The sequence below is a fragment of the Halobacteriovorax sp. DA5 genome, from assembly GCF_002903145.1.
Lineage (GTDB): Bacteria > Bdellovibrionota > Bacteriovoracia > Bacteriovoracales > Bacteriovoracaceae > Halobacteriovorax_A.
Window position 1 is genome coordinate 18768 of the sequence record NZ_PPDJ01000001.1, and the last position, 26870, is coordinate 45637.

At 42.0% G+C, this 26870-nt stretch carries 25 protein-coding genes; 13 read left to right on the top strand and 12 right to left on the bottom strand.

All coding sequences use genetic code 11. The features are described from left to right. Nucleotides 1–16: 16 nt before the first annotated feature. From C0Z22_RS00105 to C0Z22_RS00155, 10 genes are all read right to left on the bottom strand, one after another. Nucleotides 17–1339: a TraB/VirB10 family protein gene (locus tag C0Z22_RS00105; protein WP_103216292.1), complete on the bottom strand. Its 1323-nt coding sequence runs from the start codon at nt 1337–1339 to the stop codon at nt 17–19. A gap of 27 nt (nt 1340–1366) precedes the next feature. Further along, a complete protein-coding gene (locus C0Z22_RS00110; RefSeq protein ID WP_103216293.1) occupies nt 1367–2206 on the bottom strand; it encodes a hypothetical protein in 840 nt (279 codons plus the stop codon). A 54-nt stretch (nt 2207–2260) separates the two neighbouring features. Then, nucleotides 2261–3034, bottom strand: a complete 774-nt coding sequence (locus C0Z22_RS00115) for a hypothetical protein (protein ID WP_103216294.1) — start codon at nt 3032–3034, stop codon at nt 2261–2263. A 22-nt stretch (nt 3035–3056) separates the two neighbouring features. Beyond that, nucleotides 3057–3368, bottom strand: coding sequence for a hypothetical protein (locus tag C0Z22_RS00120; protein WP_103216295.1), 312 nt, complete (start codon nt 3366–3368; stop codon nt 3057–3059). Further along, a complete protein-coding gene (locus tag C0Z22_RS00125) occupies nt 3361–3813 on the bottom strand; it encodes a hypothetical protein (RefSeq protein WP_103216296.1) in 453 nt (150 codons plus the stop codon). Before C0Z22_RS00125 ends, C0Z22_RS00120 begins: the two co-directional genes overlap by 8 nt. A gap of 46 nt (nt 3814–3859) precedes the next feature. Next, nucleotides 3860–4615 (bottom strand): hypothetical protein, encoded by a 756-nt coding sequence (locus tag C0Z22_RS00130; RefSeq protein WP_103216297.1) that lies wholly within the window; start codon nt 4613–4615, stop codon nt 3860–3862. Between the two features lie 15 nt (nt 4616–4630). Then, nucleotides 4631–6241 (bottom strand): GspE/PulE family protein, encoded by a 1611-nt coding sequence (locus tag C0Z22_RS00135; protein ID WP_158246748.1) that lies wholly within the window; start codon nt 6239–6241, stop codon nt 4631–4633. Nucleotides 6242–7245: 1004 nt separating this feature from the next. Then, the gene (locus C0Z22_RS00145; protein ID WP_158246749.1) at nt 7246–7590 is read right to left on the bottom strand and encodes a sigma factor-like helix-turn-helix DNA-binding protein; all 345 of its coding nucleotides are present in this window, start codon (nt 7588–7590) and stop codon (nt 7246–7248) included. Beyond that, complete coding sequence (locus tag C0Z22_RS00150; protein WP_103216301.1) at nt 7587–8189, bottom strand: hypothetical protein; 603 nt, start codon at nt 8187–8189, stop codon at nt 7587–7589. The genes C0Z22_RS00145 and C0Z22_RS00150 overlap by 4 nt, the downstream gene beginning before the upstream one ends. 170 nt (nt 8190–8359) lie before the next feature. Beyond that, a complete protein-coding gene (locus tag C0Z22_RS00155) occupies nt 8360–9001 on the bottom strand; it encodes a sigma factor-like helix-turn-helix DNA-binding protein (RefSeq protein ID WP_103216302.1) in 642 nt (213 codons plus the stop codon). A 368-nt stretch (nt 9002–9369) separates the two neighbouring features. Between C0Z22_RS00155 and C0Z22_RS00160 the strand changes: the two genes are divergently transcribed. From C0Z22_RS00160 to C0Z22_RS00185, 6 genes are all read left to right on the top strand, one after another. Continuing rightward, nucleotides 9370–9804: a ParB N-terminal domain-containing protein gene (locus C0Z22_RS00160; protein ID WP_103216303.1), complete on the top strand. Its 435-nt coding sequence runs from the start codon at nt 9370–9372 to the stop codon at nt 9802–9804. A gap of 308 nt (nt 9805–10112) precedes the next feature. Further along, the gene (locus C0Z22_RS00165; protein ID WP_103216304.1) at nt 10113–11579 is read left to right on the top strand and encodes a sigma-54 dependent transcriptional regulator; all 1467 of its coding nucleotides are present in this window, start codon (nt 10113–10115) and stop codon (nt 11577–11579) included. 16 nt (nt 11580–11595) lie between these two features. Next, nucleotides 11596–12111 carry a hypothetical protein gene (locus tag C0Z22_RS00170; RefSeq protein WP_103216305.1) on the top strand — a complete coding sequence of 172 codons (516 nt, stop codon included), beginning with the start codon at nt 11596–11598 and terminating at the stop codon, nt 12109–12111. Then, nucleotides 12102–13667 (top strand): ABC transporter substrate-binding protein, encoded by a 1566-nt coding sequence (locus C0Z22_RS00175; RefSeq protein ID WP_103216306.1) that lies wholly within the window; start codon nt 12102–12104, stop codon nt 13665–13667. The genes C0Z22_RS00170 and C0Z22_RS00175 overlap by 10 nt, the downstream gene beginning before the upstream one ends. Then, a complete protein-coding gene (locus tag C0Z22_RS00180) occupies nt 13646–14611 on the top strand; it encodes a YcaO-like family protein (RefSeq protein ID WP_103216307.1) in 966 nt (321 codons plus the stop codon). Before C0Z22_RS00175 ends, C0Z22_RS00180 begins: the two co-directional genes overlap by 22 nt. 3 nt (nt 14612–14614) lie before the next feature. Then, complete coding sequence (locus C0Z22_RS00185; protein ID WP_103216308.1) at nt 14615–16192, top strand: HAMP domain-containing sensor histidine kinase; 1578 nt, start codon at nt 14615–14617, stop codon at nt 16190–16192. Here C0Z22_RS00185 and C0Z22_RS00190 read toward each other — a convergent pair. Next, nucleotides 16179–16688, bottom strand: a complete 510-nt coding sequence (locus C0Z22_RS00190) for a hypothetical protein (protein WP_103216309.1) — start codon at nt 16686–16688, stop codon at nt 16179–16181. The genes C0Z22_RS00185 and C0Z22_RS00190 overlap by 14 nt on opposite strands. A gap of 274 nt (nt 16689–16962) precedes the next feature. Between C0Z22_RS00190 and C0Z22_RS00195 the strand changes: the two genes are divergently transcribed. Both C0Z22_RS00195 and C0Z22_RS00200 read left to right on the top strand, forming a co-directional pair. Then, nucleotides 16963–17463: a hypothetical protein gene (locus C0Z22_RS00195; RefSeq protein ID WP_146037730.1), complete on the top strand. Its 501-nt coding sequence runs from the start codon at nt 16963–16965 to the stop codon at nt 17461–17463. Between the two features lie 48 nt (nt 17464–17511). After that, nucleotides 17512–18738, top strand: a complete 1227-nt coding sequence (locus tag C0Z22_RS00200) for a methyltransferase domain-containing protein (protein ID WP_103216311.1) — start codon at nt 17512–17514, stop codon at nt 18736–18738. On the opposite strand, the gene C0Z22_RS00205 is transcribed toward C0Z22_RS00200, so the two are convergent. Then, the gene (locus tag C0Z22_RS00205; protein WP_146037731.1) at nt 18735–19805 is read right to left on the bottom strand and encodes a hypothetical protein; all 1071 of its coding nucleotides are present in this window, start codon (nt 19803–19805) and stop codon (nt 18735–18737) included. The two genes, C0Z22_RS00200 and C0Z22_RS00205, sit on opposite strands and share 4 nt — an antisense overlap. Nucleotides 19806–19828: 23 nt before the next feature. On the opposite strand from C0Z22_RS00205, the gene C0Z22_RS00210 reads away from it, so the two are divergent. The 5 genes from C0Z22_RS00210 (at nt 19829) to C0Z22_RS00230 (ending at nt 26704) form a co-directional block, all read left to right on the top strand. Then, nucleotides 19829–20494, top strand: a complete 666-nt coding sequence (locus tag C0Z22_RS00210; RefSeq protein WP_199177500.1) for a LysM peptidoglycan-binding domain-containing protein — start codon at nt 19829–19831, stop codon at nt 20492–20494. Nucleotides 20495–20688: 194 nt separating this feature from the next. Then, nucleotides 20689–24021 carry a hypothetical protein gene (locus C0Z22_RS00215; RefSeq protein WP_103216314.1) on the top strand — a complete coding sequence of 1111 codons (3333 nt, stop codon included), beginning with the start codon at nt 20689–20691 and terminating at the stop codon, nt 24019–24021. A gap of 752 nt (nt 24022–24773) precedes the next feature. Then, complete coding sequence (locus C0Z22_RS00220; protein WP_103216315.1) at nt 24774–25403, top strand: helix-turn-helix domain-containing protein; 630 nt, start codon at nt 24774–24776, stop codon at nt 25401–25403. Next, a complete protein-coding gene (locus tag C0Z22_RS00225; RefSeq protein WP_103216316.1) occupies nt 25381–25740 on the top strand; it encodes a four helix bundle protein in 360 nt (119 codons plus the stop codon). Before C0Z22_RS00220 ends, C0Z22_RS00225 begins: the two co-directional genes overlap by 23 nt. Beyond that, on the top strand, nt 25694–26704 hold the full coding sequence (locus tag C0Z22_RS00230) for a reverse transcriptase/maturase family protein (protein WP_233189686.1): 1011 nt from the start codon (nt 25694–25696) through the stop codon (nt 26702–26704). The genes C0Z22_RS00225 and C0Z22_RS00230 overlap by 47 nt, the downstream gene beginning before the upstream one ends. The last annotated feature ends 166 nt before the right edge of the window (nt 26705–26870 follow it).

The window sequence follows — 26870 nt, forward strand, 5'->3', positions numbered from 1 at the left end:
ATTTCTGTTGAGTTTTTTAGTCGGTTAAGCGACTGAGGTAAAAATAGCTGCCCGAGTTTTGAGATAGTCCCTTGGGCCTTTTGAAGTACCAGTTGGGTAGGTCCACGGTATCTTGCAGGATAATCCACACGTCTTGCCCTGATCCCACATTGATAGTGGGCAGCAGATTTTGGGCGTGTTTCAAATACCAGTTGGTAACCAATGAGGCGGCATTGCTGGCACCACCGGCTGCCAGATATTTTGCCTGACTTCCGGTTACAATTGAGCTTGAACCACCAAGGGCATTAGTCTGAGTCGTAGTTTGCGCTTGTTGAATGGCATTTCCGATTCCTTGAACAACCGAGGAGAGAAATGCCATGGAGGCGACCCGTGACTGCTTGGAATTGACGATTCCCTCGATGCCAAAACTTGAATCTTTACCATCAGCGACAAAGCCGTTTAGCTCACGCTCAAACATTTTGCCGGACTTTGAAACACATGAAATCTTAGTGACTTGCATTTCGACCCGCTCAATCGAGAGATTTCCTTTGGATTTGGCAATAATGAAGCAACTCGAAAGATCAATTTTGCTTCTGTTGGGCCCCACAAAAAAGTAATCGGCCTGTAAGAGTACGGGGACAGGACGGGATTCACTGGCCTCGACGCCGGTGAGAAGCTTGGCCTTCAGGTAGGAACCCGAGGGAACTTTAACGCCCATTCTCTCTGGTGCCTTACTCGATTGCACCGGAAATGAAATCACCGATGGGCCTCGCGGCACTTTTCTTGCAAATCTCTTTCTCTTAGAAACCTTCAGGGGGCGAACCCCCTCAAAGGAGTCAAGCGCGCCGTAGGAGGTATGGGCAGGCCCGACTTTTAAATTGCTTGGAGGATCATCAAGAGTGATTTCATCGACCTGTTTTTGTGGTGACTTATTTCCTCCACCTTTTTCTTGATCCTTTTCAAGATTTGGTGAATCGACCTCTTTTGATGCTTCCTTATCTTTGGAAGTCTTTTGAAGAGAATCAAGCGCTGCCTGATTGGCGGCGAGCTGCTCATTTATTTTGGTAAATGTATTGGTCAGCGTATCGAGTGATTTTTCAACCTTCCCCAAACGATTGGAGACAATTTTTTCTTTTCTCTCATAAATCGCCTTACCACTATCCAAAATACGGCCACCTTCAATATTGACGGTTTCCTTTTGGTGAAAGACATGGGTTTCCTTGTCTTTTATCTGTCCGTATTGCCAGATAGAAAAGACAACCAAGGCTGCAATAATGTAGGGAAGATATTTTTTGTAATTCGGGCAAAGTCTTTCAATTTCCCGCTTCACGCGAAAATAATGTTCTTTAATTTTATTCAAATTAAGCTCCTTGAAATAGAAACGAGACTATTCAGATTTAATAGCGCCCACTGGAAGATTGACGTTGTAGTATATCGAGGTGGGCTTGGCGACGATGCGTAAGAACGTGGCCTCCTTGGGTTTTAATAGTTTTTTATCAACTTGAGAGAGGAGCGCCTGGTTGGGCCTACCAAGTGAGAGCGAGCGAACATCAACCGCATAGTCTTTATTTTTTGAGAGGTTCTGAATCTTAAAGACATAGCCATTAAACTTAGCTCCTGTATAAACTCGCACTAACTTGGCCGAAAGCTCCGAATTCCCGGTGATGATGGTACGAATGAGGGAGCGTTGTTTGATGCCGACAACTTCTTCCAAGCGTACCATGGCCTTCATAAGTTCCAAGTCTGATATGTCGGGACCGGCATTGGCCTCTTTTTCAATCAATTCCTTTTTAGGAATGAAATCGTAGAAGTTTTCAACTTTCTCGGGCAGTGCTTTTGAGACGGTTACAATCTTGGTGCTCACCACGGCACCGTTAGCAAGCAAGAAAGTCACTTTTCCCGTGCCACTGGTAAATCGTGGCGTGACGGAAAGGACCGCGTAGTCAGGATTATTAGAATCCGCAGGAGCAATTGAAAAATGGGATGCCCGAGAGATAGTTTTAACCGCTTCATTAAAGCGAAAAATTGTCTCTCCACCATAGGAAACCGTAATGGTCTCGGTTTCTGAACCATAGTAGACAGTTCTCGCTTCACATTGACTCATGCCTATATAGATTCCGGCATAGATCAAAATGAAGTGACTGAGGATGATAAGGAAAACGCGATAGAGATCGTATCCAACGCGTTTGAGAATGGACTTGATTTTTTCAAGTTTCTTGAGGTTCATAAAATTTCCTTGTTTGATTGGGGACGTTGATTCTGTATTAGGTTCTGCAAAAGGTTACTTGGAAGTGCCTTTTGAGAGGTCAGTCTTGACCTTAAAGGCATCGGCCTTCGACACTGATAGTGAAGTAATTTGCAGATACCAGCGCTTGCCTTTCTTAGGAGATGTGAGCCGGAGCGCCATCTCAATGACTTGATCCTCATGCCCTAGATACTGCTGAGAAGCGTAAAAGTCAGCTCGTCCCGTAGCGATTACCTTGTAGTTGCCCTCTTCGTCAGTTCGGATTTCCTTTTCAATAACAGTAAGAATCTGGGAGATGCCTTCGCTTTTGACTTGTGTAACCCAATCGGCAGTTTCCATTTCAAAGGTAACTTTGAGCTGGTCGCTCATAAAACGCTTAAGTGTGTTGTATTGCTCATCAATATTGTTGGCGCTGACATTGCCAAGATCGGAGAGAAAATCCGTCATGGCATCATTAACATAAGAGTCCGGCACGGCCTGAGGCGACGCCGTAGTGAAATCCAGCACACCTGGCGCCAGAATGTATTCTTTCTCTCTTAGCTTCTTGTGAAGGGAGGCAACTTCAAGACGTGTCCCCAAATAATGAGAGCAAAAGACAGTTAGAAGAATTGCCATGACCACCTTTAAAGTCATCTTTTCTTTTAATAGGGATGCCTTATAAGAGATAAATCGCGGCAAAAGCCGAAGATCAACTCCTGCGTAAGTTCCCGAGAGTGGTGTTTGAATCTGATTTTTCTGAATTCCTTTTTCTTTAGGCCCAACCATGGATGATTTGAAAAAATCTTTTAAAGATTTGATTTTGATATTCATTAATTCTCCGTTTTTGAATTGATTAATCCGAGTATTTTTTAGGGCCCTTGGGATTAATGAGTCCGGGCAGAGACATTTGAAACTTGCGATACGGCCAGTGAAAAAAGATGCCCTTGACGTTTTTTCTTCTAACTTGGGGAATGACTCCAAGGACAATTCCAAGAGACATGAACATGAGTCCCCATGAGTAAAAAATCACCCCGAAAATTAACATGACCAAAAGAGCGGCAAAGACTTCTGAGAGTTCAAAATAGTCAAAAACCAAAATGGGACTGTCGATAGTTTGGCCGATCTTGGTGGCGTGATCTTCCTTGAGGGATTCATAGCTATGCATAGAATCCCCCAACGAAAGAGATCATGGAAAAGAGTGTACCGCCGCCCATATCAAAAATGTTCTTCACCCACATAGGTGCGGTTCCGACGATGATGGCACCGATCACACTGATAAAGGCCAGTCCGAAGGCCTGATTTTTGAGCGATACACCGGCGTTGAGAATGAGAAGCCCGGCAAAGATACGCGCTCCCCACGAAAAGAGCGCACTGTCGATGATTCGCAAGAGAGTGCCCGCCGCTTGCAGCTTGTCACTTTGATCCGAGCCAGGAAGCCTTGGAATCGCCCCAAAAGCATCAGCTCCATGAAGACACGCTAAAACTATAGCGATAAGCAAAATGATCGGCCAGATGGGAAACCTCGGATCAGGTCCACCTCGATTGACTTCATGGTGCAGTTCTTTCATTCGTTCTTTGACAAGATAGTAATTAGTATGGGGATCAAGCATGATTCCTTCTCCTTAAAAAAGTTGATTTTAAAATTAGCTTTTGAACTTAGCGAGATTGAATGGCCGAAATAACATCCGTTGTTGAACGATAGCCGTTGAGTCGGTAGACTACTTTTTTCTTCAAGTCCCCGATAAAGAGCACCGGCCATGAGTTGATATTTTTATTTTTAAGTTCCTCTTTTGAAGCTTGAGTAACGGGAAATGGAAGCGATCCGCGAATTTCAGTGTTGCCATCAATTTGTTTAAGTTCGACAAAATATCCCATCCCTTGCAGCTCCGTCATGGTCTGAAACATGCGCTTGCAATGAGGGCACGAGGACTCAAAATACATACGAAACCTGAAACGCTCGTAATCATCGGCACTTTGGGGTAGCTCTTGTTTTGTCTGGGTAAGTGCCATTTTTTCTTCTGGTTTCAGCTTTTTGTTTTTCTTTACGTATTCAGCAATTCTTTGACTAAGCCTCTGGGAGAGAAGATTTTTCTTTTCAATAAGCTTGAACCAGTTTTTGATATTTTGATCGCTTGGGTTTCTAGCAAGCTCCATGAACGCTGCCGGTGGTGTATGGTCGCCTTCTTTAAAGAATTCATCATTTTTGGGGTCGAGTTGCTTTTTCCAATCAAAGGAATCGGTCTTCTCCACAGAAACCTTATCCTTTTCTTTATTTGTAATGGGAGGAGAAGGTTCCTTTTTAACTTTTGGTTTGTTCCAGTAGTCAATGTCAGTTTCAAAAAAATCAAAGGCGTACAAATGCCCAGAACTTAGGCACAGAAACGCCATGATACTTGCAATTAAAAATCTCATAAAACCTCTTCGCGATTAAATAAAGGATAAGACTTCAAGGGCATCAATCGTGCCACTGCTTGCCAACTTTAGGGCGGCATCCTTAAGCGAGTGCTTGGGAAGCGTCTCGATAGCTTTAGTGTCATTAAAAAAAAAGGTGATTTCCTCTTTGTCCATATATTCAAGGATCGCTATTCGGCCATTGATGCCTGCCTGACAGGAAGAACAACCCTTGGCATTGGCCTTTCTTAAGTTTGATAAAATACCTTTATTGAAATATCCTTCAAGCTCCTTCACATCAGCATTACCCAGCGGAAGTGAACAATTCTTACATAGTGTTGGAATCAAACGCTGGGCACTGCTCAAGCGAAGATTGCTCTTAATGGTGAAAGCGTCGATCCCCAGATTGAGCAGTCTTTCGACAACTTCCTTGGCACCATTGGCATGAACTGTGGATAGAACCAAATGCCCGGTTGATGCGGCCTTAAAAGCAAGACTGGCGGTTTCATGGTCTCGAATCTCTCCCACCAGAATCACATCGGGATCTTGTCGCATCAGTGCGCGCAGCGAGGACTCGAAGGTGAGAATACCGTTCTCATTGATATTGACCTGATTGATTCCAGACAATTCGTACTCAACAGGGTTTTCCAAAGTCGAAATATTAAGCCTATCGCGAGGCAGTTCACTTAATAGCGAGTACAGGGTGGTGGTTTTCCCTGATCCAGTAGGGCCAGAAATAAGCACCAGCCCGTCTTTTCTCCTAGCGGAACTGCGTAGAGCATGAAGAGATTTATTATCCAGCCCCGAGGACTCAAGTTTAAAATCCCTTTCTTGGTCAAGAAGCCGCAAAACCAACTTTTCACCATAAAGTTCCGGTAGCGAGTTTGCTCGAATATCAACTTTAAATTCTTTGAACGACGCTCTGGAATCTTGTGGCCTTCCGATAATCGCCAAGTCCATATTAACAATACTTTTAACAGTGGTGATGAATCCTTCTCGATGATCTGGCCCAAGTGTCTTGAAGGCGGATAGGGCGCCAAAAAGCCTAAAACGAATGGTAACTCCATTACTGGTCGGTTCAATATGAATGTCACTGACTGAGCGTTTTTTAGCTTCGCCAAGCGCTTCTTTGAAAAGCTTGGTATAAGGCGAATTGGTGCACAGTTTATCATCATCAGAAAGCGCTTTAGTGACTACAATTTTGGAAGTATTAGCTTCCTGGCCCTTTGCCGATGAACTCAAATATTCAAACGTATCTTTTGAGACAATAAAGCAAGATGCATTTTTTCCTGTAGCTTCCTCAGCCTGGGCCAGCAGATCATCGTCAATGAGATCAACGCGTATAAATTCAATGCTGTATTGATCTTCTTTAGTGGCCAGTGCTTTATAACGCTTGGCAAGTTTTAAAATTTCGGGAGTTGGCTTTGCCTTGGCCATTATCGCCCTAAGCTCCAAGGCCGATTCATTCAAACTCGGATTAAAATAGCGAGTAAGGGCCAAATTAAGGGACGGCTTATCCAAATGACCCAGTTCTACTAACAATCTTCCAAGTTTTTGCCTTTTAAGCCTCATTTGAACCATTAAGGCCTCATTTACGGCATTTTGGCCCACAAACTCATTTTGAATTAAGAAGTCGCCGAATTTCATTGGACACCTCGACATGCTGCCTGAATTATCGAAGGCCAGGCGTGAGTAGAGGCATAATATGGGAGATCACGTGTACAACTCACTCTTTTCCACACAACATAGAGGTAATTTTTAAGTTTTCCATTTAAGAGTCGTCCTATTTCACTGACACGTTTGGCCCGCAAGAGAGCGACATTTTGCCCCTCTCGAAAGCAAGAACTCGATTGGGGATAAATCATCTGCCATTTTTCATCATGAAAAGTCGGAACCGATTGAAAAACCTCTGATCCCAGACTTCGCATCCGTGAAGCAACGACCAAAGATGCCGTATTTTGATCCGAGCTGGTCACAGTCCCGTACCTCGGGAACATTATTCCCCAGCCATTACAAACCGGCTGATTGCTGGGGGGATACTTTTTCATCCAACTTCGATCGGTTGAACACATGGCAGAATGACTCGGGTATCCGGTGGGTGTTGAGCCTCCAGTCGCAGAGGTTACAGCACCTTTAATTAGGCACGCTTTGGGCGCGGCACTCCAGGCCAGCCATGCTGGTTGGAGAGAGTCAGCAAGTCCGGTTTTCCAGTTACTTCCCAAGTGTTCGGACATGGAGGTAAAACACATATTGTCCCACTGCGCACCTCCACAAGGCATTCCCGCAAAACCCCACATGGTAAAGGGCACATTGATAGTATGCGCATGAAAGGAAAAGGAACCTTCATCACCCTCGGCACCAAAAGGAACCACTTCTTTGGTTGTTGCCAGTTGAGCGGCGGCGCCGGGGAGTTCTGTAAAAAAGGATTCCTTGGGATTACTCACCACCTCGCTGTAGTATTGGGGCACATGATAGGAAAAGTGTACACAAGGTCTCGGCACCGGCCATCCACACATGGAAATATGACTGGTAAGCCCCAAGCAACTACGAAAACTTGGCGAGTTCACCACGCTACACACACTTGGGAAAGCGTGGGCCAGGGTGGAAATACTCAAGAATATAAAAACGCTCCAAACTTTCAATGTTGACTCCTACATGACTTCGGTCGCTTGAAGCGGCCCATCCTCAATTTCCCAGTCGTCTTCAAGGTCTACCAGTTTTTTAATCATCTTTTGCCGAAGAAGAGAGATTGCGTTAACAAGAATCTTTTCTACTCGATCTCGTCGAATTTTCGTTTCATAAGAGATTTCGTCAAAGTCCATGTTCTGCCAAAATTTTAGTCGAATAACTTTTCTTTCCCGTGGAGGAAGGGATTCAACAAACATTTCAAGAACGGTCGGTCCATCGCAATGATTAAGCGTTTTTAAAAATTCATTACTCACTTGACGGTCAGAAAGTTTTTTTAAACATTCGGGGCTCAATATGGTTTCCATCATGCACATACTCCAGGGATAATATAGTCGAGAAAAAACTGTTGATTCTCTTCGATCATAGGAACTGACCGTAGAAGATTTCTCAAGTAGCGTTGTTCAAAGCGAACGCAATAGTCGAAATGCTCACTGAAAAAGACTACTCGTCCATCAATTAGTCGGTATTCTTCACAGTTGTAGGCCGCCAGCATTTGAGCGATTTTGTGTTGGACACGAAGGGCGAGCTCGGAGAACAGGTTCCCGTGATTTTGTTCAAAAAAGTCATCTTCTAAAACCCGAGTAGGACTCTTTTTGATGGTTTCATTGATGAATTGGTGATTGAGAACTTGCCCATTCATGTAATCAATAGTGACGGTCAGGTCTCCACCGTAACCATGAGTGCCCTCTTCAACATCAACCGAGAAACTGAGATATGGGAGTAGATCATCTCTAACCGCCAGAAAAATATCCCGCTCAATATAAAGCCTAAGCTCCGACAAGGTCAGTCCACGAGTTTCCTTGAACTGGTTGCCTACAATCAATAGTTCTTTTTTTGTGTTGTTGACGACCCTGTGGGTATGCAAATAGAGATCGTCAAATACGTCACTTGCAACGAGATGCTTCATCGTGCCTCCAGATTAGATAAAGTTTTTGGGCCTTGTTTGAAAAAACATACCCTCTCACCCTTAAGGTTTTTTGGGGTGACGCCGGGGTGACGTTTTATTTCTGAATCCAATTTTTGATTTGCATTCATAAGGCCTTTCTTTTTAAAAATTAAAAACATGCTCTCTCACCCTTATAGGGATTCAGGGGTGACGTTGGGGTGACATTTCCGCTTGAGATGTTTGATATGCTCCTGATATTTTGTTCTAAACTCCTCGGAAGGCAAAAGATGACGAAGCTTTTTGAGTCCCTTGCGTCGAAAGCTTTTGATCGAGTTGATCCCCACTCCAAGCCTCTCGGAAATCTCTTCCTGTGACAACTCCTTCAGGTATCGCATACGGATGACTTGAGCTTCTCGGTCGGAAAGAAAGGTTAGAGCAAACTCAAAGGCCTCTGGGAGATTTTCGTAATCATCTTGGGTGCGAAGAGTCTTTAACAGCTCCGCTCCAAAATTCACTGTTTCAGTATCAACGAAGGGAAAGAAGACCAAATCATGATCCTCTGCTTCGACATCTCCAACATTGACCTTTAAGTAAGAATCCCAAGTTTCGGCTGACCAGTTTTTTCCAAGAGTCTGAATTTCTTCATCACTTTTGAAGCTTCCATCATCGTTGAGCCAAGGTGGTAGCTTCAGGTTCGGCGTTATTGGTGCTTCATTTGTCACCCCATCGTCACCCCTTTTTTCTATAAGGGTGAGAGAGTGTGTTTTTTCTGGTGATGATTTTCTCTTGAAAAGTCCATCAGCAGTTTGAGTTTGTTCGATTGTCGTGTTCATGCTTCCCCCTTTTTAAAAGCTTGTTCGTTGTGATTGCTTTGAAAGAAATTTCCAAAGTGTGACTCCACCTAGGGCAATAGCAGTGCCAAAATTTAAAAGGAGACGTTTAGGAGACCTGATGACGTTTTAAACCTAATGAAGACAAGACCTTGTGGAGTTGAAGAGATCGTTTTTAATTATTTGTTTTGTGCTTTTTGCAAAACATGTTTTGACGAATGCTCGTCATGAATTGGTCTTAAGAGTATCAGTTTTCTTTTTAAAATTGAGAGGATAGAAATAGTGACGACATTTTTTTGTTTGGTGAAAAATCGTCACGAAATTTTAGGTTATTATCAGAAAGAACAAAAACAAGAAACAAGAGAAGAGATATGGAAAGATCAAAGAAACTTTTTGTTGATGAACAATTTACTCCAACTTCAATTGAAGATGGGGATGAGATTTTCCCAAACGGTATTTTTGAATTCAACATCACAAAGCTCTTATCTTTCATTCAACAAAATAAAAACTTGGTGGAAAGAGAGCTTATAGGAGTCAAAAGCTATAGCGGTTTTTCCTCAGACCACTTGGATGAGACCGCTATTGAATCGGCCGATCTTTCATCCCCTGTGATTTTGGCAGAGATTGCACCGGGGAGATATAACCTGATTGACGGCCATCATAGAGTGGAGAAGGCATTTCGCCATGAAATTGAAAATCTTCCGGCCTTTAAAGTATCGGCCACACAACATATCCCTTTTCTGACTTCCAAAAGTGCTTATCTTGCCTTTATCGAGTATTGGAACTCAAAGCTGTGTGGCGAATAATCGTCAGAAAGTTATTTCCCCATAACTTCAAAGGGTTAAGGTGTGATTCTGGCCATTTTTCATTAGAAAGTGACGAATTCATGTCATTTTATGTTTTTGGCTTCAACAACTTGATATTCCAAAAGTTTTTCAAGGGAAAAGAGCCTACCCTGTAAAAAAGTGACGAGGTCTCGTCACTGCTTTGCTCCAAATAAACAATTATGATAGATTGCGTCAGCCATAATATCTCGAAAATATGAGGTTTCTGTAGTTGGCACGCTGGTTGCTTAAGGGGGTTGCGTAAACATATTACCCAAAGGGTGGAAACGATGAATGACAAAAAGAAAATTCTTATAGTTGATGACCATGAAAAGGTTTTGGATTCCTACAAGGAATTTTTAAAAGACGAAAAATATCTTATTGAATATTTTTCTTCGGGTGGCAGGGCCTATCAACAATTCCTCTCTTCTCCAAGTGAATACGTAATCGCTTTTATAGACTACAACCTATTGCCGGATGACGACTTGTTTTCAGATGGAAGTGAGTTGGTCCGTCAGCTCAAGAAAATCAATGAGGACCTGGTCGTTGTGATAGTCTCCGCTGATACCTCGGAGGAAGCCTACAAGAGATGGCTTGAAGTTGATACCGACAAAGTCTTGTATAAGCCAATTACCAAGCAAAAGGTCGTTGCCAATATAAAGTCGGCCTTTTCAAAATATATTCAAGAAAATTCTCTTGGGCAGAAGGTAGACAATAAGGACTATGCAAAGCTCATCAACATGATCGGAGTTTCAGCAGACTTTCAGCGAATTGCTAAAAGTGTTCTGCGATACGCTGAAGTGGATTCCGATGTATTGATTTCAGGTGAAACAGGCATCGGTAAAGAACTTGTTGCCAAGGCCATCCACGCCAATTCCATAAGGGCCAAACGAGGACAGTTCATTGCGGTGAACTGTTCTTCTTTTAAAGGCGACTCGACATTGATGGAGTCGGAATTGTTTGGCCATGAAAAAGGCTCTTTTACCGGCGCTATTAATCAAAAAGCGGGCGTTTTTGAAGCGGCACATGGAGGAACGGTTTTCCTTGATGAAATTCACCATCTTGGAAAGGATGCTCAGGCCAAGCTTTTGCGCGCACTCCAAGAAAAGAAAATTAAGCGTGTTGGTAGTACCAAGGAATTTGGTGTCGATTTTCGTTTAGTTTGTGCAGGAAAGCCAAAACTGAAAGAACTGTGTCGCGGAAACGATCCCGATTTCCTTCCTGATCTTTACTTTCGCATTTCTACTTTGGACTTGGAAATCTCTCCACTCAGGGAAAGGACCGAGGATATTGAGCCGTTACTTATGCATTTTAAAGAAATGGCAGAGAATAAATTCAAAATAAAAAAGGATTTTTCGTCTTCGACTATAAGGGCCTTGAAAGGTCATAGCTGGCCTGGAAATGTGAGGGAGCTTGAAAACCTTGTCGAAAGACTTTATGTAGAAGTCGAAGACAGAATCATCAGAAAAAAACATTTACCAAATGATATTTTGGAGTCCAACTCCATGAGTGATGCCATTATAAATTTGGATTTGGAAACCTTGGAGCACTTACAGCGTGAACAGGTCAAGCGATTGATCCTCACGGCTTTGAAAAACAAGGGACATAATATCAAACAAGCGGCAATTGACTTGAAGGTTAAAAGAACCACTTTAAACTCACGAATGAAGTCGCTTGGTATATTTGATTATGGACCGGATGAAAGAAACAATTTACTGAAAACTTTAATAGATAATTTTTCGAGTCTAAGAATTTAAGAATAAGGGGAATACCATGAGAAAAAAGATAGTTACACTTTCGATTTTATCTTCGGCACTTAATATCAATTATGCTCAGGCCAATGAACTGCTAAATGCTGTTCCTGATTGTAAGGTCAATGTTCTAGGAGAAAAATCTCTTTTAACAATGAACTGCCTACAAATGACCGAGTTATCCAACAAGGAGCTGCGAGAACAAATTGAGAAAGCAGTGTCCAACCTTTTCATCGCAAGTCAGATTAGGCCCACTGATAAAGAGGATGAGAAGAAAGGAAAAGAATTAGAGAAGGCCCTTCTTGGACTAAAGGAACGGGTTTCGTTAATTGATAAGGAACATCCTGAAATTGCCCATAAAGTAAAATCAAAGATTCTGGGAGAGCTTCTTCGCACAGGAATTGTCGAAATCGACAAGGAAGAGTTGGAGCTAAATAGAAATGTACAATTGGATTTGAATGATTCGATTATTCGAGAGCTTGAAAGAAGAGGCAATATCCGTGATGTGGTATCTCGCGGGGGGACAATTTGTTTTTAAAGAACAAAAACCTCTATTTATTACTCCCGGCCGTATTATTAATTGGTGGATACATCATTATTTCACAAATACTTCTGAAGGATAAAACTGATATGAAATTAAGAGTCGCTTTCCCGTATGATAAACCCGCTTCGCACTATGAGCCTACCCGAATCCACTTGGGGCCGGAGTACATTTTTCTTGAAAATATTTATAGTCCATTGGTCGAGCTATCAAATGCCAATGGCCAGCCGATTGGTGGAGTTGCCGAAAAGTTTCAATGGGATGAAAATACCAATGAATATTTTCTTCATATCAGAAAAGGACTCAAAACCATAGATGGATATGAAATCACTGCCTTTGATGCCGAGTTTTCTCTCAAAAGACTGCTTGTCAACTCAAGTAATACGCATGGCAACTTCAAGGACATCATTTGTCCAGACTCGAAGCTTGAAACAATCGAGTCACCTTGTGACGGGATAGAGGTCAAGGACAAGTACACCCTCGTTTTAAGACCAGGAGAAAAGAAACCGTTTTTAACCCATATTTTGACGGCCATTGATTTTGCCGTCATTCCAAAAACGTCAGTTGATCCAAAAACTTTGAAAATTGTTGATTATAGAAATACGTCCGGTCCATATTATGTTGATTCATCGAGTAATGATGGAAAGATTCTTCTAAAAGTAAACCCCAACCACTATCACTATAGTGACGAACTTCCTCAAGAAGTTGAGTTCATCCCCAGTGGGATTGGAGACCACAAGTCCTCCATTGATTTATACAAAGAGGGAGAGGTTGATCACATAACCACCATCGACAAGCTGAATCCTGAAAAAGTCATTGGCCTTTCAAAAGAGGTCGATGACGCTTCTTTGCATACAACGATGGATATCAGAACATTTGCCGTGTTTTTTACAGAAAGGGGAATGAAAGAATTTTCCCAAGACGAGAGATTGGCCTACGGAAAGAAAATAAAAGAGGCCTTATCGTCATATTTTCTATCAAGACCGGGCTATCAAGACCGAAAACAGTTTTTGCCTCCTTTTGGAGATGGGCAACTCTCTGACGAACAAAAAGAGGCAATCGAAAAGAAGATTAAAAACACCAGCTTTGACGTTAAAGGAGGAAACTTTAGGCTCGCTCTTCTTCGCGTGGGCTCCATTGATAATTACCAAAAGCTCTTAGAACAATCTTTGCCAGGAATTGAAGTTTTTGAAAGTAATAAGATCCCTGCTCTCACAAATTATGGTTCTTTAGAGGAGATGCCCCATGCTTTCATTGGAGGCCCCGATATAACATTTAATGAGGACATTTCTCTCATCACTTACTCAGTCAATGCCGGGGTTTTTGGCATGACCAAAACGGAAAGACAAAGATGGATTGCCAAATATATGTCAATAATTGATAAGTCTGTACGACTGGATATGCTCCAAGAGTTGCATTTCAAATCACTAATGGAAGGAGTCATCTTTCCCTTGGCGTCTTCTCCATACATTGCTCTATTAAGAAAACCATGGAAGAGCAATCTTCCACAAATATTTGCGAATAATCCGATATGGACGATTACAAAGAACTGAACAAATGGATACTGGCCCACTCAAAGTCTCTTGATCTTCAAGTTGAGAGACTTAATTGGGTAAAGAATTGGCTTCCTGAGTACCACGACTTTCGGGTCACTGGATCGGTGTCAGGTCATAGGCTTGAGGGGAGGGGCACCGATAGAAATGAAGAAATTGCCTTTTATAAATCTTTTTCTGAGTTAATTGAAAGGATGTATTGTTTTGCTCTTAATATAAACAGCAACGGGGTGGCGGCCCATGTTAATAAATCAAAGGCCATAGAAAATGCCAAACTGGAACTCCTCGAAAGGGATGCTGTGCTTTGTCACCATCACGCACAGACTCCTTTTAGAAAGCCGGAAGATTTCGACCTTCCCTGTGAATTTAAAGAGATTCGTGAGCGTTTAAAAAATGAGGGGATAACTCTAGCTTTGGCAACAACTAAAGCGGCAATCGCCGACTGCCATGTGGCCGTTTGCCATGCCAGTGGAGGTGATCGTTTTGGAGGTTTGTACGGATTTGGCTGCAATGAAAATATAAATGATTCTTTTGAAAGTGCCTTGCTTGAATGTTTGATTAATGTCGTGGCCCATTTGGATGGGAATCTCGATTTGTTGCCACTTTCTCCAAATGATCTATATGAAAAGAAAGTGCCAAATGGACTTGACCACAAGCGAGTTCATTTTGCTCACAAACTTTTTGAATTGAAAGCAGATAACTATGGTCCTGTAACATCATTAGAAACTGAAGAAAATATATTTGAGATTAAAACGTTAGAAGCTCCGATTCCAATCTTTGATGATCTTCCTCTTCATGTGATGAGGGCGATCTCGTCGCATCTGCAAGATATTTACTACGGAAGGGTTGAAGAACATAAGATCAACTTGGCGAGATTGAATATCTTTGCAGGACGGGAGTTATCATTGGGAATGTTGGCAATGGTGCCGCATCCAATCGGATAAAGTATGAAAAATCAGAAAAAACTAACACGCCACTTTATCTCACTTTCTCTCATTGTCTGCATGGGATTGTTCATTATTACGACTATTGTCGGTCTCTACTATGTTTATTCTATCAAAAAGGAGAATGCCTTTCATGTTACCAAAGTGGTTGAGGGAATGCTCAAGTCCCATCAATACCGAGAGGCGATCTATTCATTATCCAATGCCAAACTTGGAAGCTTCGAGGCCATTGGTTACTATGATTTTGAAGGGAACCGTGTTTTTGTTCTTCCACCAAGTCTCGGGCCAGATTATTTTAAGGAAGATCGAGGGGTACTTTCAAAACTGACAACGACTAATATTGCCGTGGATATTTTCTTTGATGAACACCAAAAACAGCGTGCTGGAACTATAACCTATACTTATGCCCATGCCAGTGCAATTAAAGCAATTTTGGTCTTTTGCTTTATCGGCATCATGTTTCTTCTTCCAGTTTTGTATAAATATAAAACTCTTATTAAGAAGAGTTTTGAAAGAGATTTACTTGAAGAGAAGAACAAGGGAATCAAGGAAACCGTTAGTCAGGTATGGCACGATCTCAACCAGCCGATGCAACTTTTATATGCTCTTGCTGATAATAGAAATGAGATAGTTCAAGATGAGCGCGAAAAAATTAAAAGTGCATGTGATGATATGAGGTCCATCCTCGATGACCTAAAAGAAAAGCGAGACCAGACCGGGCACGATAAAATGACGACTGTTTGCCTGGCCGCAACGATTAAAGAAACTGTTGAAAAAGAAAATCTTAAACTTTCTCAAAAAAATCAGCATGTATCGTTTAAGATTCAGGGTGATGCTTTTTCCGCTTTTTCAAATATTAATGAAAGTATGCTTAAGCGTTTGTTGGGGAATATTATTGATAACGCTTCAAGGGCCAGCCGAGATGGCGGTGAAATGGCAGTTTTCCTGATCCAAAGAGGTGATAGAAATTTAATCCAAGTTCAGGATTTTGGATGCGGTATCAAGCCAGAACATTTGGCGCTGATTGGCAAACGGGGAATATCCTTTCGCGAAGGGGGAAATGGACTAGGGCTGAGTTTTGCCATGGAAAGAGTGGATGAATGGGCTGGGAAAATTACCATATCTTCCGAGCTTGGCAACGGAACGATAGTGTCCATATCACTTCCAAGAGTAAAAACTCCAAGTTGGTTTCACGAAAAGTTGAATCTTAAAAATGTTAGAGAATTTATTTTAACGGATGACCGTCCGGTCATTCACACGCTTGTCAAAGAGTCACTGGAGAAAAACGTCCCCGCCATAAAAAAATACTTTCACCATTCTTCTGAGGAATTTGAAAACTGGTTTCAAGAAAATCGAGAAAAGCTTATAGGGCCCATCTTTGTATTTGATTATGACTTGGGTGAAAACACAAAAAATGGCATCGACCTGATTCAAGAATTTGACCTTGAATCAAAATCTGTTTTATTGACCAATTATTACGATGATCTATTGGTACAAACCAAGGCCCTAAACGCCAATGTTAGAATATTTCCGAAGGGACTGATTGAATATTTGGGAAAGGAAAAGTTTAGTCAATGTTAAGTTCTTCCTTTCCTGCTCGCATGGCCCTATTTCGTTTAAGGCCGACTTCAAGAAGGTCGTTGGTCAAGCTGAGTTCTTCCTCGGTCATTTTCTCCATATTGTAATAAAGTCTGCGTTTAGCTTCACTGATGGAATCCAGCTTACTCATAATGTAAGGATAAGCGCGAAGAAAATTGATGACTTCCTTTTGACCGATTTTCAAAATAAATTCGGCGGCCTTGAAAAATTGTTGCAAGCTGCCCTGCCCATAGAGATACATATTCTTTAAGGTTTGTTCCGTGCGACCAAGATGCTTGGCCAGGATTTTTCTTCTTTTGGCCTTTTCTTCGTTACTGAGGATTTCTCCCTCTTTACCAACGAGATACTCAGCAATCATTAATTGCATAAAGATTTCAATGTTGGTGTCCTTCTCGGGATTCTCCCTAAGTCCTTCCACAACATTCGCTCTTCTTCCCCTGCCGGGCCTTTTTTTGTGAGTATTCGGTTTTTTTGCCACGTTGCATTTCCACTTTCTCTTAAAGACGTACTTTTTTGCTATCCTATATCATTTTTCAAACTTAGTTAATCTTTAAATCCTCAATATTAGACCCTTAAAAGCGCTCTTTTATGCAGAATATATGATTTTTTGCCAATAGATAGTTTGATTTATGATGATAAATATTTAATAAGTTATACTAATCAAACTATTTAAAGAAATGGTTGTGCAAATGGAAGAGAGCAAAAGACAAGAATCATCAGGGTCGTAAGAGGCCACTCCACTGGCAACAATGATGAAGGCCTTTCTCAATAATCTTGAGATCAATATTCCAAGAAATGAAATCCCTGTGGATTTCTTCGGAATTATCTTTGAAAGATTTTATAATCACTTCTACGAAAAGGGTGAAAATACCCAGGAAACCGCTTTTAGAAGAATCACAGAAGTGAACGGCATCAAAGTTGAGTTTGAAAAAGGTGCACCCTTTCCCTATAGCAAGAAAGATCACAGCGGAGGAAAGTATCGAATCATTGTGCTTCCCGATAATGGTGAAACTTCAGAAGAAAAGAAATTAAAAATTTTTCAAGTCCTGAAGGAATTTGATTGTCTGGAGGCACTAGGAACCTACCAGCTCCTTTTATCCATGTTCAATTCGTACCTGTATCATCCCAAGAATCTGATTGATTTTTTAAAGAAGAGTGATCCTAATCCCACCCCTGAAATGCAAAAAGTTTATACCAATATGTTCGAGTGGCTTGAGCAAAAAGGCTCCCTACTAAGTCGAGGGCGCTCATGATGGAACATGCCGACTTGAACAAAGTGATAGCTTCATAAAAGGATAAATATGGAAACATCTGAAACTAGCAACTTTGTTGCTCATCTTGATGACGAAGAGCAAATCCTCGAAACCTTCAGGCATATTTTTGAGGAATCAGGATTTAAAGTGGATTCGTTTACCGATCCGTCCGACGCCTTTAATGCCATTCAATCATCACCTGAAAAGTATTCTCTCATCGTGAGTGACTTCAATATGGCACCTATGAATGGAATTGAGTTTTTCAAGAGACTTAAGGCCCATAATTATTTTAATATTAAACATCGTGCAATCCTGTCGGGGGAAGTGGGGACTCGTTATTTCACACAAAAGTGTCAGCAAAACTTTGACATCACATCGGATGAGATTGTCCTTTTTAGTAAAATCAACATCAAGGAGATTATCTCTTTTTTGAAGAAAATTTCTTATCAGTATCCTCTTGGAAATGAAGGGAAGAAAGAGTTTTACCGATTGGAAAAACAGGCCCTCATGAAAGGCTTTCGACCGGAGGAAGAATTTTTTTTGGAAGATTGTCTTTTTAAAGAAGGGCAAAGTGTGCTAGATGCCGGTTGTGGTTCGGGAATTATTTGTAGAATGTTGGCCCTTATTAACGCAAAAAAAAATGTTCACTTTCATGGAATTGAAGTTTCAAAAGAGACTGCGTTTCTTGCCCAAAAAAGAATAGAAGGGATAGAGGTCTTTTCCAATATCATTTTGACCCAAGCGAATCTTGAAAATGTCCCTTATCCAGATGAGTCTTTTGATGCCATAATCTGCCGTTATGTGTATGAACACATGGCCAATCCCCAAAAAGTGACAGATGAGTTTTTTAGAATCTTAAGGCTTGGTGGGAAATTGATGGTTATCGATTCCAATGGACTGCTTATCAATATTCGGTCCACGCATTATCCGCAACTAGGCGAACTTCAGGATAAGTTGGCAGCGAAAGGAATTCCCAACTTTGATTTTTTCATTAACGATAACCTGCCATCTTATCTGGAAAAGGCCGGATTTAATGTGGGCCCTGACTCAATGAGTTTTCGAGAAATTCCCATTATATTCAATGACGACGAATCAAAGCAGATCGAGAAAAATCGGCTTAAAGAAGTTTTTGAAAATGCCAAAAGTATTCTTGCTCCAGTGTTTGGCGGAGAGAATGAGCTTGATAATTATGTTAATCTCGTCAATATGGTGTTGGATGACTCAAGGACCGAGTTTAAATACGACAAGCGGTTTTGGAAGATCATAAAACCTTAGAACGAATATCCAAATCCAAGCCCGAGTCTGGCGATATGAAGGGACGTTGCCCCTTCAAGGTCATGCTGCTTGTAAAAGCCGTGATAGAACCAATCCTTGCTGGCCTTCATGTTGAGATAGAGTATAAATTTGGTTCCCTCAAATTCTTGGGGATTGACCTTGCTTTCTCTGCTTTGAGAACTCATGACAGAGCTACTGTAACTTGCTTTGGCTAAAAATTGTTTCCCAAACCATTCAAACTTTTTGGAAACTCCCAACGTCAAAAATGTAAGGGTATGCTCTCTTGTTGAGAGTGGTTCGCCAGAAGGTAGTTCCTCTGTATTGTAAGATGAAAAGCGCTCATGATCGATCCCAGTATAAACTTCTACCGGCCAACTCTCTCTTTGATAACCAATGTAAGAATTTAGGCCGTACTCCCAAGGGAGGGAAACGCTTTCATTTTGATCGGAAAGACCACTATCAAGTTTGGAAACATAAAGACTTCCGGAATAGTTCCAGTCATAGTGAAGTTTTTTGAATGTGGATAATCCTAATGTAAAAGGTGAATCTTGACTGGATTTGGTGGTGATGTTGGAATTTAAAATACTCTCTTGAAACGAACCTCGCGAGAGAGCATAGAATAGCGAAAAGTTCCATCTGCCTTGTCTTTCTTTATCGTCACTTTCTGAGATTGCCGCCACTACCTGACTTGTCTCCTTTCCAGTTGAAGCAGTTTTCCTTTGGGCCTTATTGCCGATACTGTTATTAGCTGCAAAACTTTTGCTTGGAGAATTTAAGCGTGGCATAAGTACAACACGGTAAGGAATTTCCACATAGACACGCTCGCCAGGAACGAGGGAGGCGGGATCTTCAAGAGATGAGTTCCAGCGTTTAATTTTTTCAAAATAACCGTCTTGATCCAAGATATTTTGGGGAATACCGACTCGGTATTCAAGTAGCTCTCTTAGAGATTCGCCACCAAGGGCATAGACGTAGCCGGTCTTAATCAGCGGTTCACCTGCCTCTAATGAGGTCACACAAAGCAAAGATAAAAGGATAGGTAAAATATACCGCTTATACAGTTCCACAGAATTATTTTACACTAAAAAACATGGATATTAGGATAGAGAAAAATTTACCACTTCTTTTATTCTTTTTGTCATTTACCTTATGCCAATCCTGTATCAGCACTGATGCATCATTGAGTGAGGCAAGTGAGTCTGAAAGCTATGTGGGAGAAGAAACATTTTTAGAAAGTTCAGATTTCATCGTTGATGATGATAGTGAGATTTTGACTGTTTCTGATCGACAGAAAATTGAAGACGCCGAATTAATGAACGCGTTAGAAGACCGTGTGACCGAAGAGCAATCTGCTACTCAAAAGATTGTCGAACCAAATGAACTTCTTGAATATCAGACTAAGAAAAATGAAACCTTGATGCTTATTGCTTTCAATATTTATGGTGACTATCGAAAGTGGCGTGAGATTGCTTCTCTTAATGAAGACATTCTTGGAGGAAGCTATGATCTTTCCCATCGCCCTATCTTAAGATACCGAAAACCCCTCAAGCCTTACACTCCACCTATAGGAAATCCCTATCTCATCAAGAGTGGCGATTCATTAAGTCGTATCAGCAAAAAGGTTTACGGCAATTGGCGTGAATGGCCTGTCATTTATAAGAATAATCCTCAGCAGATTCGTGATCCCGACCTTATATTTGCTGGCTTTACCTTGTATTACCCATCACTCAATAAAATGGCCCTTCAGCTCTATTAAATTATAAGTGATTGTATTTTGGTTATACTTCACCATAAATGCCCACTCTTGTTCTCATATTGGAGATGACCTCAATTAAGTCCCTTACTTTAAGTTACTAAAAGTACGGATATAAAACTTATTAGGCTAAACATATTTTAAAATCTTACGAAAAGGTTTTGAGAAACCAATGGTTTAAATGAAAAGGTGTATTTTTGAGAACTGTCTTTGTCTACATTGCTTTATCACTCATCCTCTCTGGTTGTTTTTTTCAACCAGACAAAGTCGAGACTTTCGGACTTGACCGAAATGCCACTAAAAGTGGGAGTGTGGCCAAGGCGACAGTTTCCGCAGTCTCTATTGTCAACGACCAATTGGTTATCAATGGTAGTGCCCTTGATGGCGTAAATACTGTGCGAATCACAGGCCCTTCGGGATTTGATGAAACTTTTGCGATTGAATCCAAAACCACCTCTAACCTTATTGCCAACGGCCTAAAAAATATCTCTTTTGCAGTGGGTGCGGTTTTTAGTTTAATTATTTCTGATGCCTATGGTGCGGCGACCTTTCAAGTAACATTTACGCTGCAAGACGGAGCTGTCACTGCTTCAAAACTGGCCAGTATGGGAGCAGGCATAGGGCAAGTCTTAAAATATGATGGAACAACTTGGGTTCCTAGTGATCTTGGTGGTCTCACTTACGCCGGAAATTGGAATGCAACCACGAACTCGCCTGATCTCTCAGGCGGAGGCAATCTTGGTGAATATTATATCGTCAATACTTCTGGGACTTATGATCTTCTGGGAGGGGCCGGAACCAACTCATGGGCAGTGGGTGACTGGGTGGTTTGGAACAATGTTCTTGCTCAATGGGAAAAAATTGATAATGCCACCAATGTGCAAAGTTTTAACGGAAGGAGTGGCGCGGTCACTCCTCAGTCAGGAGATTACACTTGGGCACAAATCAATAAAACCACGTCATCCATAAATGATATTGCCGATGTGGACACCACAGGCATTGCTTCTGGCAAGATTCTCAAGTGGAATGGTTCTGCCTGGGTTATTAGCGACGATTTAAGTGGCGGTGGTGCTGGCTCTGTAACAACTGCTGAGATTTCCGATGGAACCATTGCAGATGTGGATATTTCAGGAAGTGCGGCGATTGCTCAAAGTAAAATTGCAAATCTCTCGACAGACCTTTCAAGTAAACTCCCACTTGGGGGTGGTACGATGACCGGGAACATTGCCATGGGGGCAAATAACATTACCTTCTCTACTGGGCTTGTGGATGGAGTTGATGTTAGTGCCCTCAGTTCTCAGGTTACTACCAATACCACCAATATTTCTGGAAAAGAACCCACCATTACCGCAGGAACCACAGCGCAATACTGGCGTGGAGATAAATCTTGGCAAACTTTAGATACCGATGCCGTTCCCGAAGGGGCAACCAATAAATACTACACCGCCGCACAGGCGCGAACCGACCTCATCGAAGTGGGAAGCATTACCAATGGACAGACGACCACCGCTCCAAGCAGTGACGACGTTTCAGATGCTCTCGCCCTTAAACAAGATCAAATCACGGGTTCAACAGACCTGAGCGTAAACTCCATAACCTCAAGCGCCCAGGGAGGCATTAATGTAGCTCCTTTCGGAACAGGCGTAGGACAGACTGGGGAGTTTCGCTTTTATGAACTTACCGCCAATGGTTCAAACTACGTAGGCTTCAAGTCTCCCGATGCTCTGGCAGCAAGTCTTATTTGGACAATGCCCGCCGCTGATGGCAGTAGTGGACAAGTTCTTTCAACTGACGGCTCGGGAGTGCTTTCATGGGTGACACCAAGCTCTGGGTCGGTGACAACAGTGACCGCCTCAGCTCCGCTATCGAGTTCTGGTGGCGCGACACCTGACATCTCAATTTCTCAGGCCAATGGCTCCACCAATGGTTATCTTTCAAGTGCGGATTGGACTACCTTTAACAACAAACAAAACGCTATAACCACAGGAACGACTGCCCAATATCTAAGAGGCGATCTTTCTCTTTCAACGCTCGCTACCGATGTACGAGGGACAACTCTAACTGGCTTTGTTTCCGGTGCAGGCGTCGTATCTAGTGCCGATACGGTTCTTTCCGCCATCAACAAGCTTGATGGAAATATTGCCGGGAAAGAGCCAACACTTACCAAGGGCAATCTAACAGAAGCAACTTCTTCAGTCCTCACCATCACAAGTGGAACAAGTGCCGTTATTGGGACCGGAACTACTATCGAAGTAAAACAGGCGAACACCACCACCAATGGCTACCTCTCAAGCGCTGACTGGAACACTTTTAATAATAAACTTGGAGCCAGCAATGTTGATAACTCAACCATCGAAGTAAGTGGTGGCAATCTCCAAGTCAAAGACAGCGGGATTTCCACTGCAAAAGTTGCAGATGGAGCGATAACAGGGATCAAGATTTCAAATTCACTTGAGACTAAATCCGCAGACTACACGGTAACCACAGCAGATAATAATAAGGTTTTTCTGGTTTCAGGGGCGAGTACACTAACGCTTCCTGCTGCTGCTACCGCAGGAAGTGGGTTTGCCATTACTATTAAAAATATTGATGCATCTGAGACGGTGGCCGTTGTTGCTCCCGAAGCAATTGATGGCGAAATCTATGGGAAAGAACTGCAGAGCCAATATGCAACAGCACAGCTTATCTCTAATGGATCAGCTTGGTTTATCACCTACTCAACGGGAACACTAGGAACGGGGGCTCTCAGTTGTCCTACAGGCTTCATTGCTGTTACTGGAAACGGGACCCTCGGCACTTCCGATTTTTGCGTGATGCAGTTTGAAGCTAGAAATGTATCTTCAACTCCAAGAAGTAATGATGCTGATGCCTCTAGTTCTCCTTGGGTCAGTATTAATGCTACTACTGCTCAAAGTGAATGTGAGTCCATGAGTGAGGGCGGTTTTTCCGGAACCTTTGCTCTGATTTCAAACCCTGAATGGATGACTATCGCAAGAGATATTGAAGGTGTTGCTTCTAACTGGTCTGGAGCAAGTGTTGGTAGTGGTCACATTCCGAGGGGGCACACTGACAACTCACCTGGCAGTGCCCTTGCAATTACAAGCACAGCCGATTCCTATGACGGTACAGGAAACAACTCAGGACAAGCTGCGGGTTCTGGTTGGGAGCAAAAAAGAACACACACTCTTTCAAATGGAAGTACGATTTGGGATTTTTCTGGAAATGTTTGGGAGTGGGTTGATTGGGACTCGGGAAGTGCTGGCTTTACTACTGGTCCAACAAATGGGACAGCTTCTTGGCAAGCTTTGACATCTTTATCAGGTTCAGTAACAGCAAATGATCTTCAATCGAGTGGCGGATATACCTCTAGTCAGTCTTTTGGGCAATGGTATGGCGGTTCTGCGGGCGCTGCGCTTCGCGGCGGTCGTTGGAGCTCTGGTACGAACGCCGGTGCGGTCGCGCTCAGTTTGAACGCTGCTCCGTCGAACACGGGCACGGACATTGGCTTTCGCTGCGTCTATCGCCCGTAGCGTCATAGTTAACTCATTTAAAACAAGTTTAAGTCGGCAAGACCCTTGGAAAGCGGCGTAGCCGCGTATTGGATTCTTGGTCCTTGGAATAAAAAGTTGAGTTGAAAAATTGTTTTGTGAAAAATCTAAAATTTTTAGGCCCGCGCGAAAGCGCGGGCAAATTATCTTAGAGAGTTTAGCGTTTCCATATTTACTGAATAGATATTATGTTAGGAATAAATTTATGATTGATTTACATTAATAAATTTTATAGAAATGAAGAAAAAAGTTGCAATGATTAGGGTGGATATGGTCGAATTTTTTAGCAGAGCAGAGCAGAGCAGAGCAGAGCAGAGCAGAGCAGAGCAGAGCAGAGCAGAGCAGAGCATTACTTAAGTCGGCAAGCAATTGGATAGGATGAGCGAATGCTCATCCCTTGGCTCTTGACCCTTGGAAAATAAAAACAAATTTTAGCAAGCAAGATGAGGCCATAGCAAGGCAGGCTTCACACTCGCCCCGTAGGGGCGAAAGAAATTTTTTTGATTATTCGGAAACTTTCCGGAAAATATAGAAATGCTTTCCGGAAATTCCAGAAAGTATTTCCATTTGCGGCTCACAAGTAACCTCTTCTTTACGCGGCATGGAATTAATTTTTGTTAAATTTAATCAAACTTTTTACTCTAAATAGTTTGATTATTGTTAAGGCACGTTTATCCCTCTAAAATAATATCAATTTATAAAAAGAATTAACTGAAAGAGAGTGCTTGTTGATTATGAAAAATAAAAATGGTGATTTAACCGTTCAGGAGGCTTCAGAGCGGCTCGGAGTCACGCCTCGGTCAATTATTAACTACATCAACGCCAAGGAGATCGAGGCGGTTAAAGTTGGAAAATCATGGTTTATTAGAAGAGCTTCATTAGACTCTTTTTCAATCAGATTTGGCATTGGAAGAAGTGTTTCATCGTCACCCTCCACCAAGGAGAAAGTAGAAACAAACTTTCCGAATGATTCGGAAAATGCGGAAAAAGAGGAAAGTTCCGGAAAATCATTTTCTGTTAAAAATTTGAGACTTTTTGCTAAGGCCAAGGATATTTTGGGGGCTCTAGAGTTTGATCAATCAGAGGCTAATGCAAACTTAAAGGAGCGCTTGGAGGATTTGAAACTCTCTGCGATTGAATTGCTTGGCGCTGGGTACTACTCTTTTGAGCCAAAAAACAAAAAAAATCTCTATAATGAATCAAGGCAAAAGGTGGGCGCCATTCTTGCTTTGTCTTATTTCAACTTAACAGATTGTGAAGCCTCTCTAAAGCTCGTTCGTGAAATTGAAGATGATCTTCTCCCTGCATATTCAGCACTTATAAAAAGAATGGATCGAAGAAATGAAAAGCACAAAAGTATATAGTGATTGCTATCAGGCCGCCATCCAGATATTTCATCGGACGAAGTCATTTCCAAAGGCACTTCGCCCAACACTTGGTCGCAAAATAGAAGAAGCTTCTTTAAACTGTCTTCTCAGTGTAAGAAAGGCAGGAGTAACCAAAGCAAGTGTCCGATTGAGACATCTCTATAGCGCATCCGAATCTCTCGACGAGATTAGGACTCTTATTCAATTTTCACGTGATATGCAGGCCCTCAATGTTGCTGGTTTTTCTGAGATAACGACTTTGACTAAAGAGATAGGAAAAGAAATTGGTGGATTTATCAGATTTGAAAGAAAAAATGCTCATCCAGAGAGTTAGTGATTTTGAAAACCTCCTTATTGCCTTTTACGATTGTTCAAGGGGAAAACGTCGAAAAGAAGGGTATCAAAAGTATCTCTTCAATTTTGGCGAAAAACTAAAACACATTCAAGAGGAAATCAATAAGACCAGTGATTTTAAGTGGGGTGGTTATCGGGAATTTTATGTTCATGACCCAAAGAAAAGGCTTGTGATGGCAGCACCATTCAGAGATCGAATTGTTCACACAGCACTTCATCGTGTGGTTGAACCTATTATTGATCCGTCATTTGGTTGTAGGACGTTTGCTTGCAGGACGGGTATGGGAAATAGAAAGGCGGCGGTCCGACTTCAAAAACAGCTTTCTATTATGGGAAAGAATCGCTACTGCATAAAGCTTGATGTGAAAAAGTATTTTGCATCAATAGATCACAAAATTTTGTTTCACAGTTTTATGAGTCTTCTTCAGGACAATAGTTTAGAAAAAATACTCTGGAGTTTAATAAAGTCGCATGAAGACTATAACTTGAAAGGAAAGGGAATCCCCATTGGGAACCTAACATCACAACTTTTTGCCAACTTTTATCTCTCCTTATTGGATAGAAAGGCCTGCGAACTTCTTGAGATTGATTTCTTTGAGGATAAATATGAAAGAGATGCAAGCTACATTCGTTATATGGATGATATGGTGATCTTAGCAAACGATAAGAAAAGGGCACTTCGTGTGGCAAGTGAGCTGGTGTCCATTGCGAATCGCGAGTTGAAAATTGAAATTCCTACATACAAATATGTTGTTCTGGCCAATGATCCAGTTCCTTTTCTGGGGTATGTCCTCAATGAAGAGGGAGGGCGTCCATTGAGAAGAAATGAAAGAAAGTTTACAAAAAAAATAATGAGGTTAAAAAAGAAGGGCTTTGACTTATCGTACAGAGCACAAGTCATTCAATCTTATGAGGCCTGGCAAAATTTACAATTGGAGGTGTAAAACCGATTCGCTCTTTTTCTGGGGGCGCTGCGCTTCGCGGCGGTAATTGGAACAATGGAACGAACGCCGGTGCGTTCACGCTCAATTTGAACAATGCTCCGTCGAACACGAACACGAACATTGGCTTTCGCTGCGGTTTTTTTGGCGTCGGCAGACTTGGGAGAAA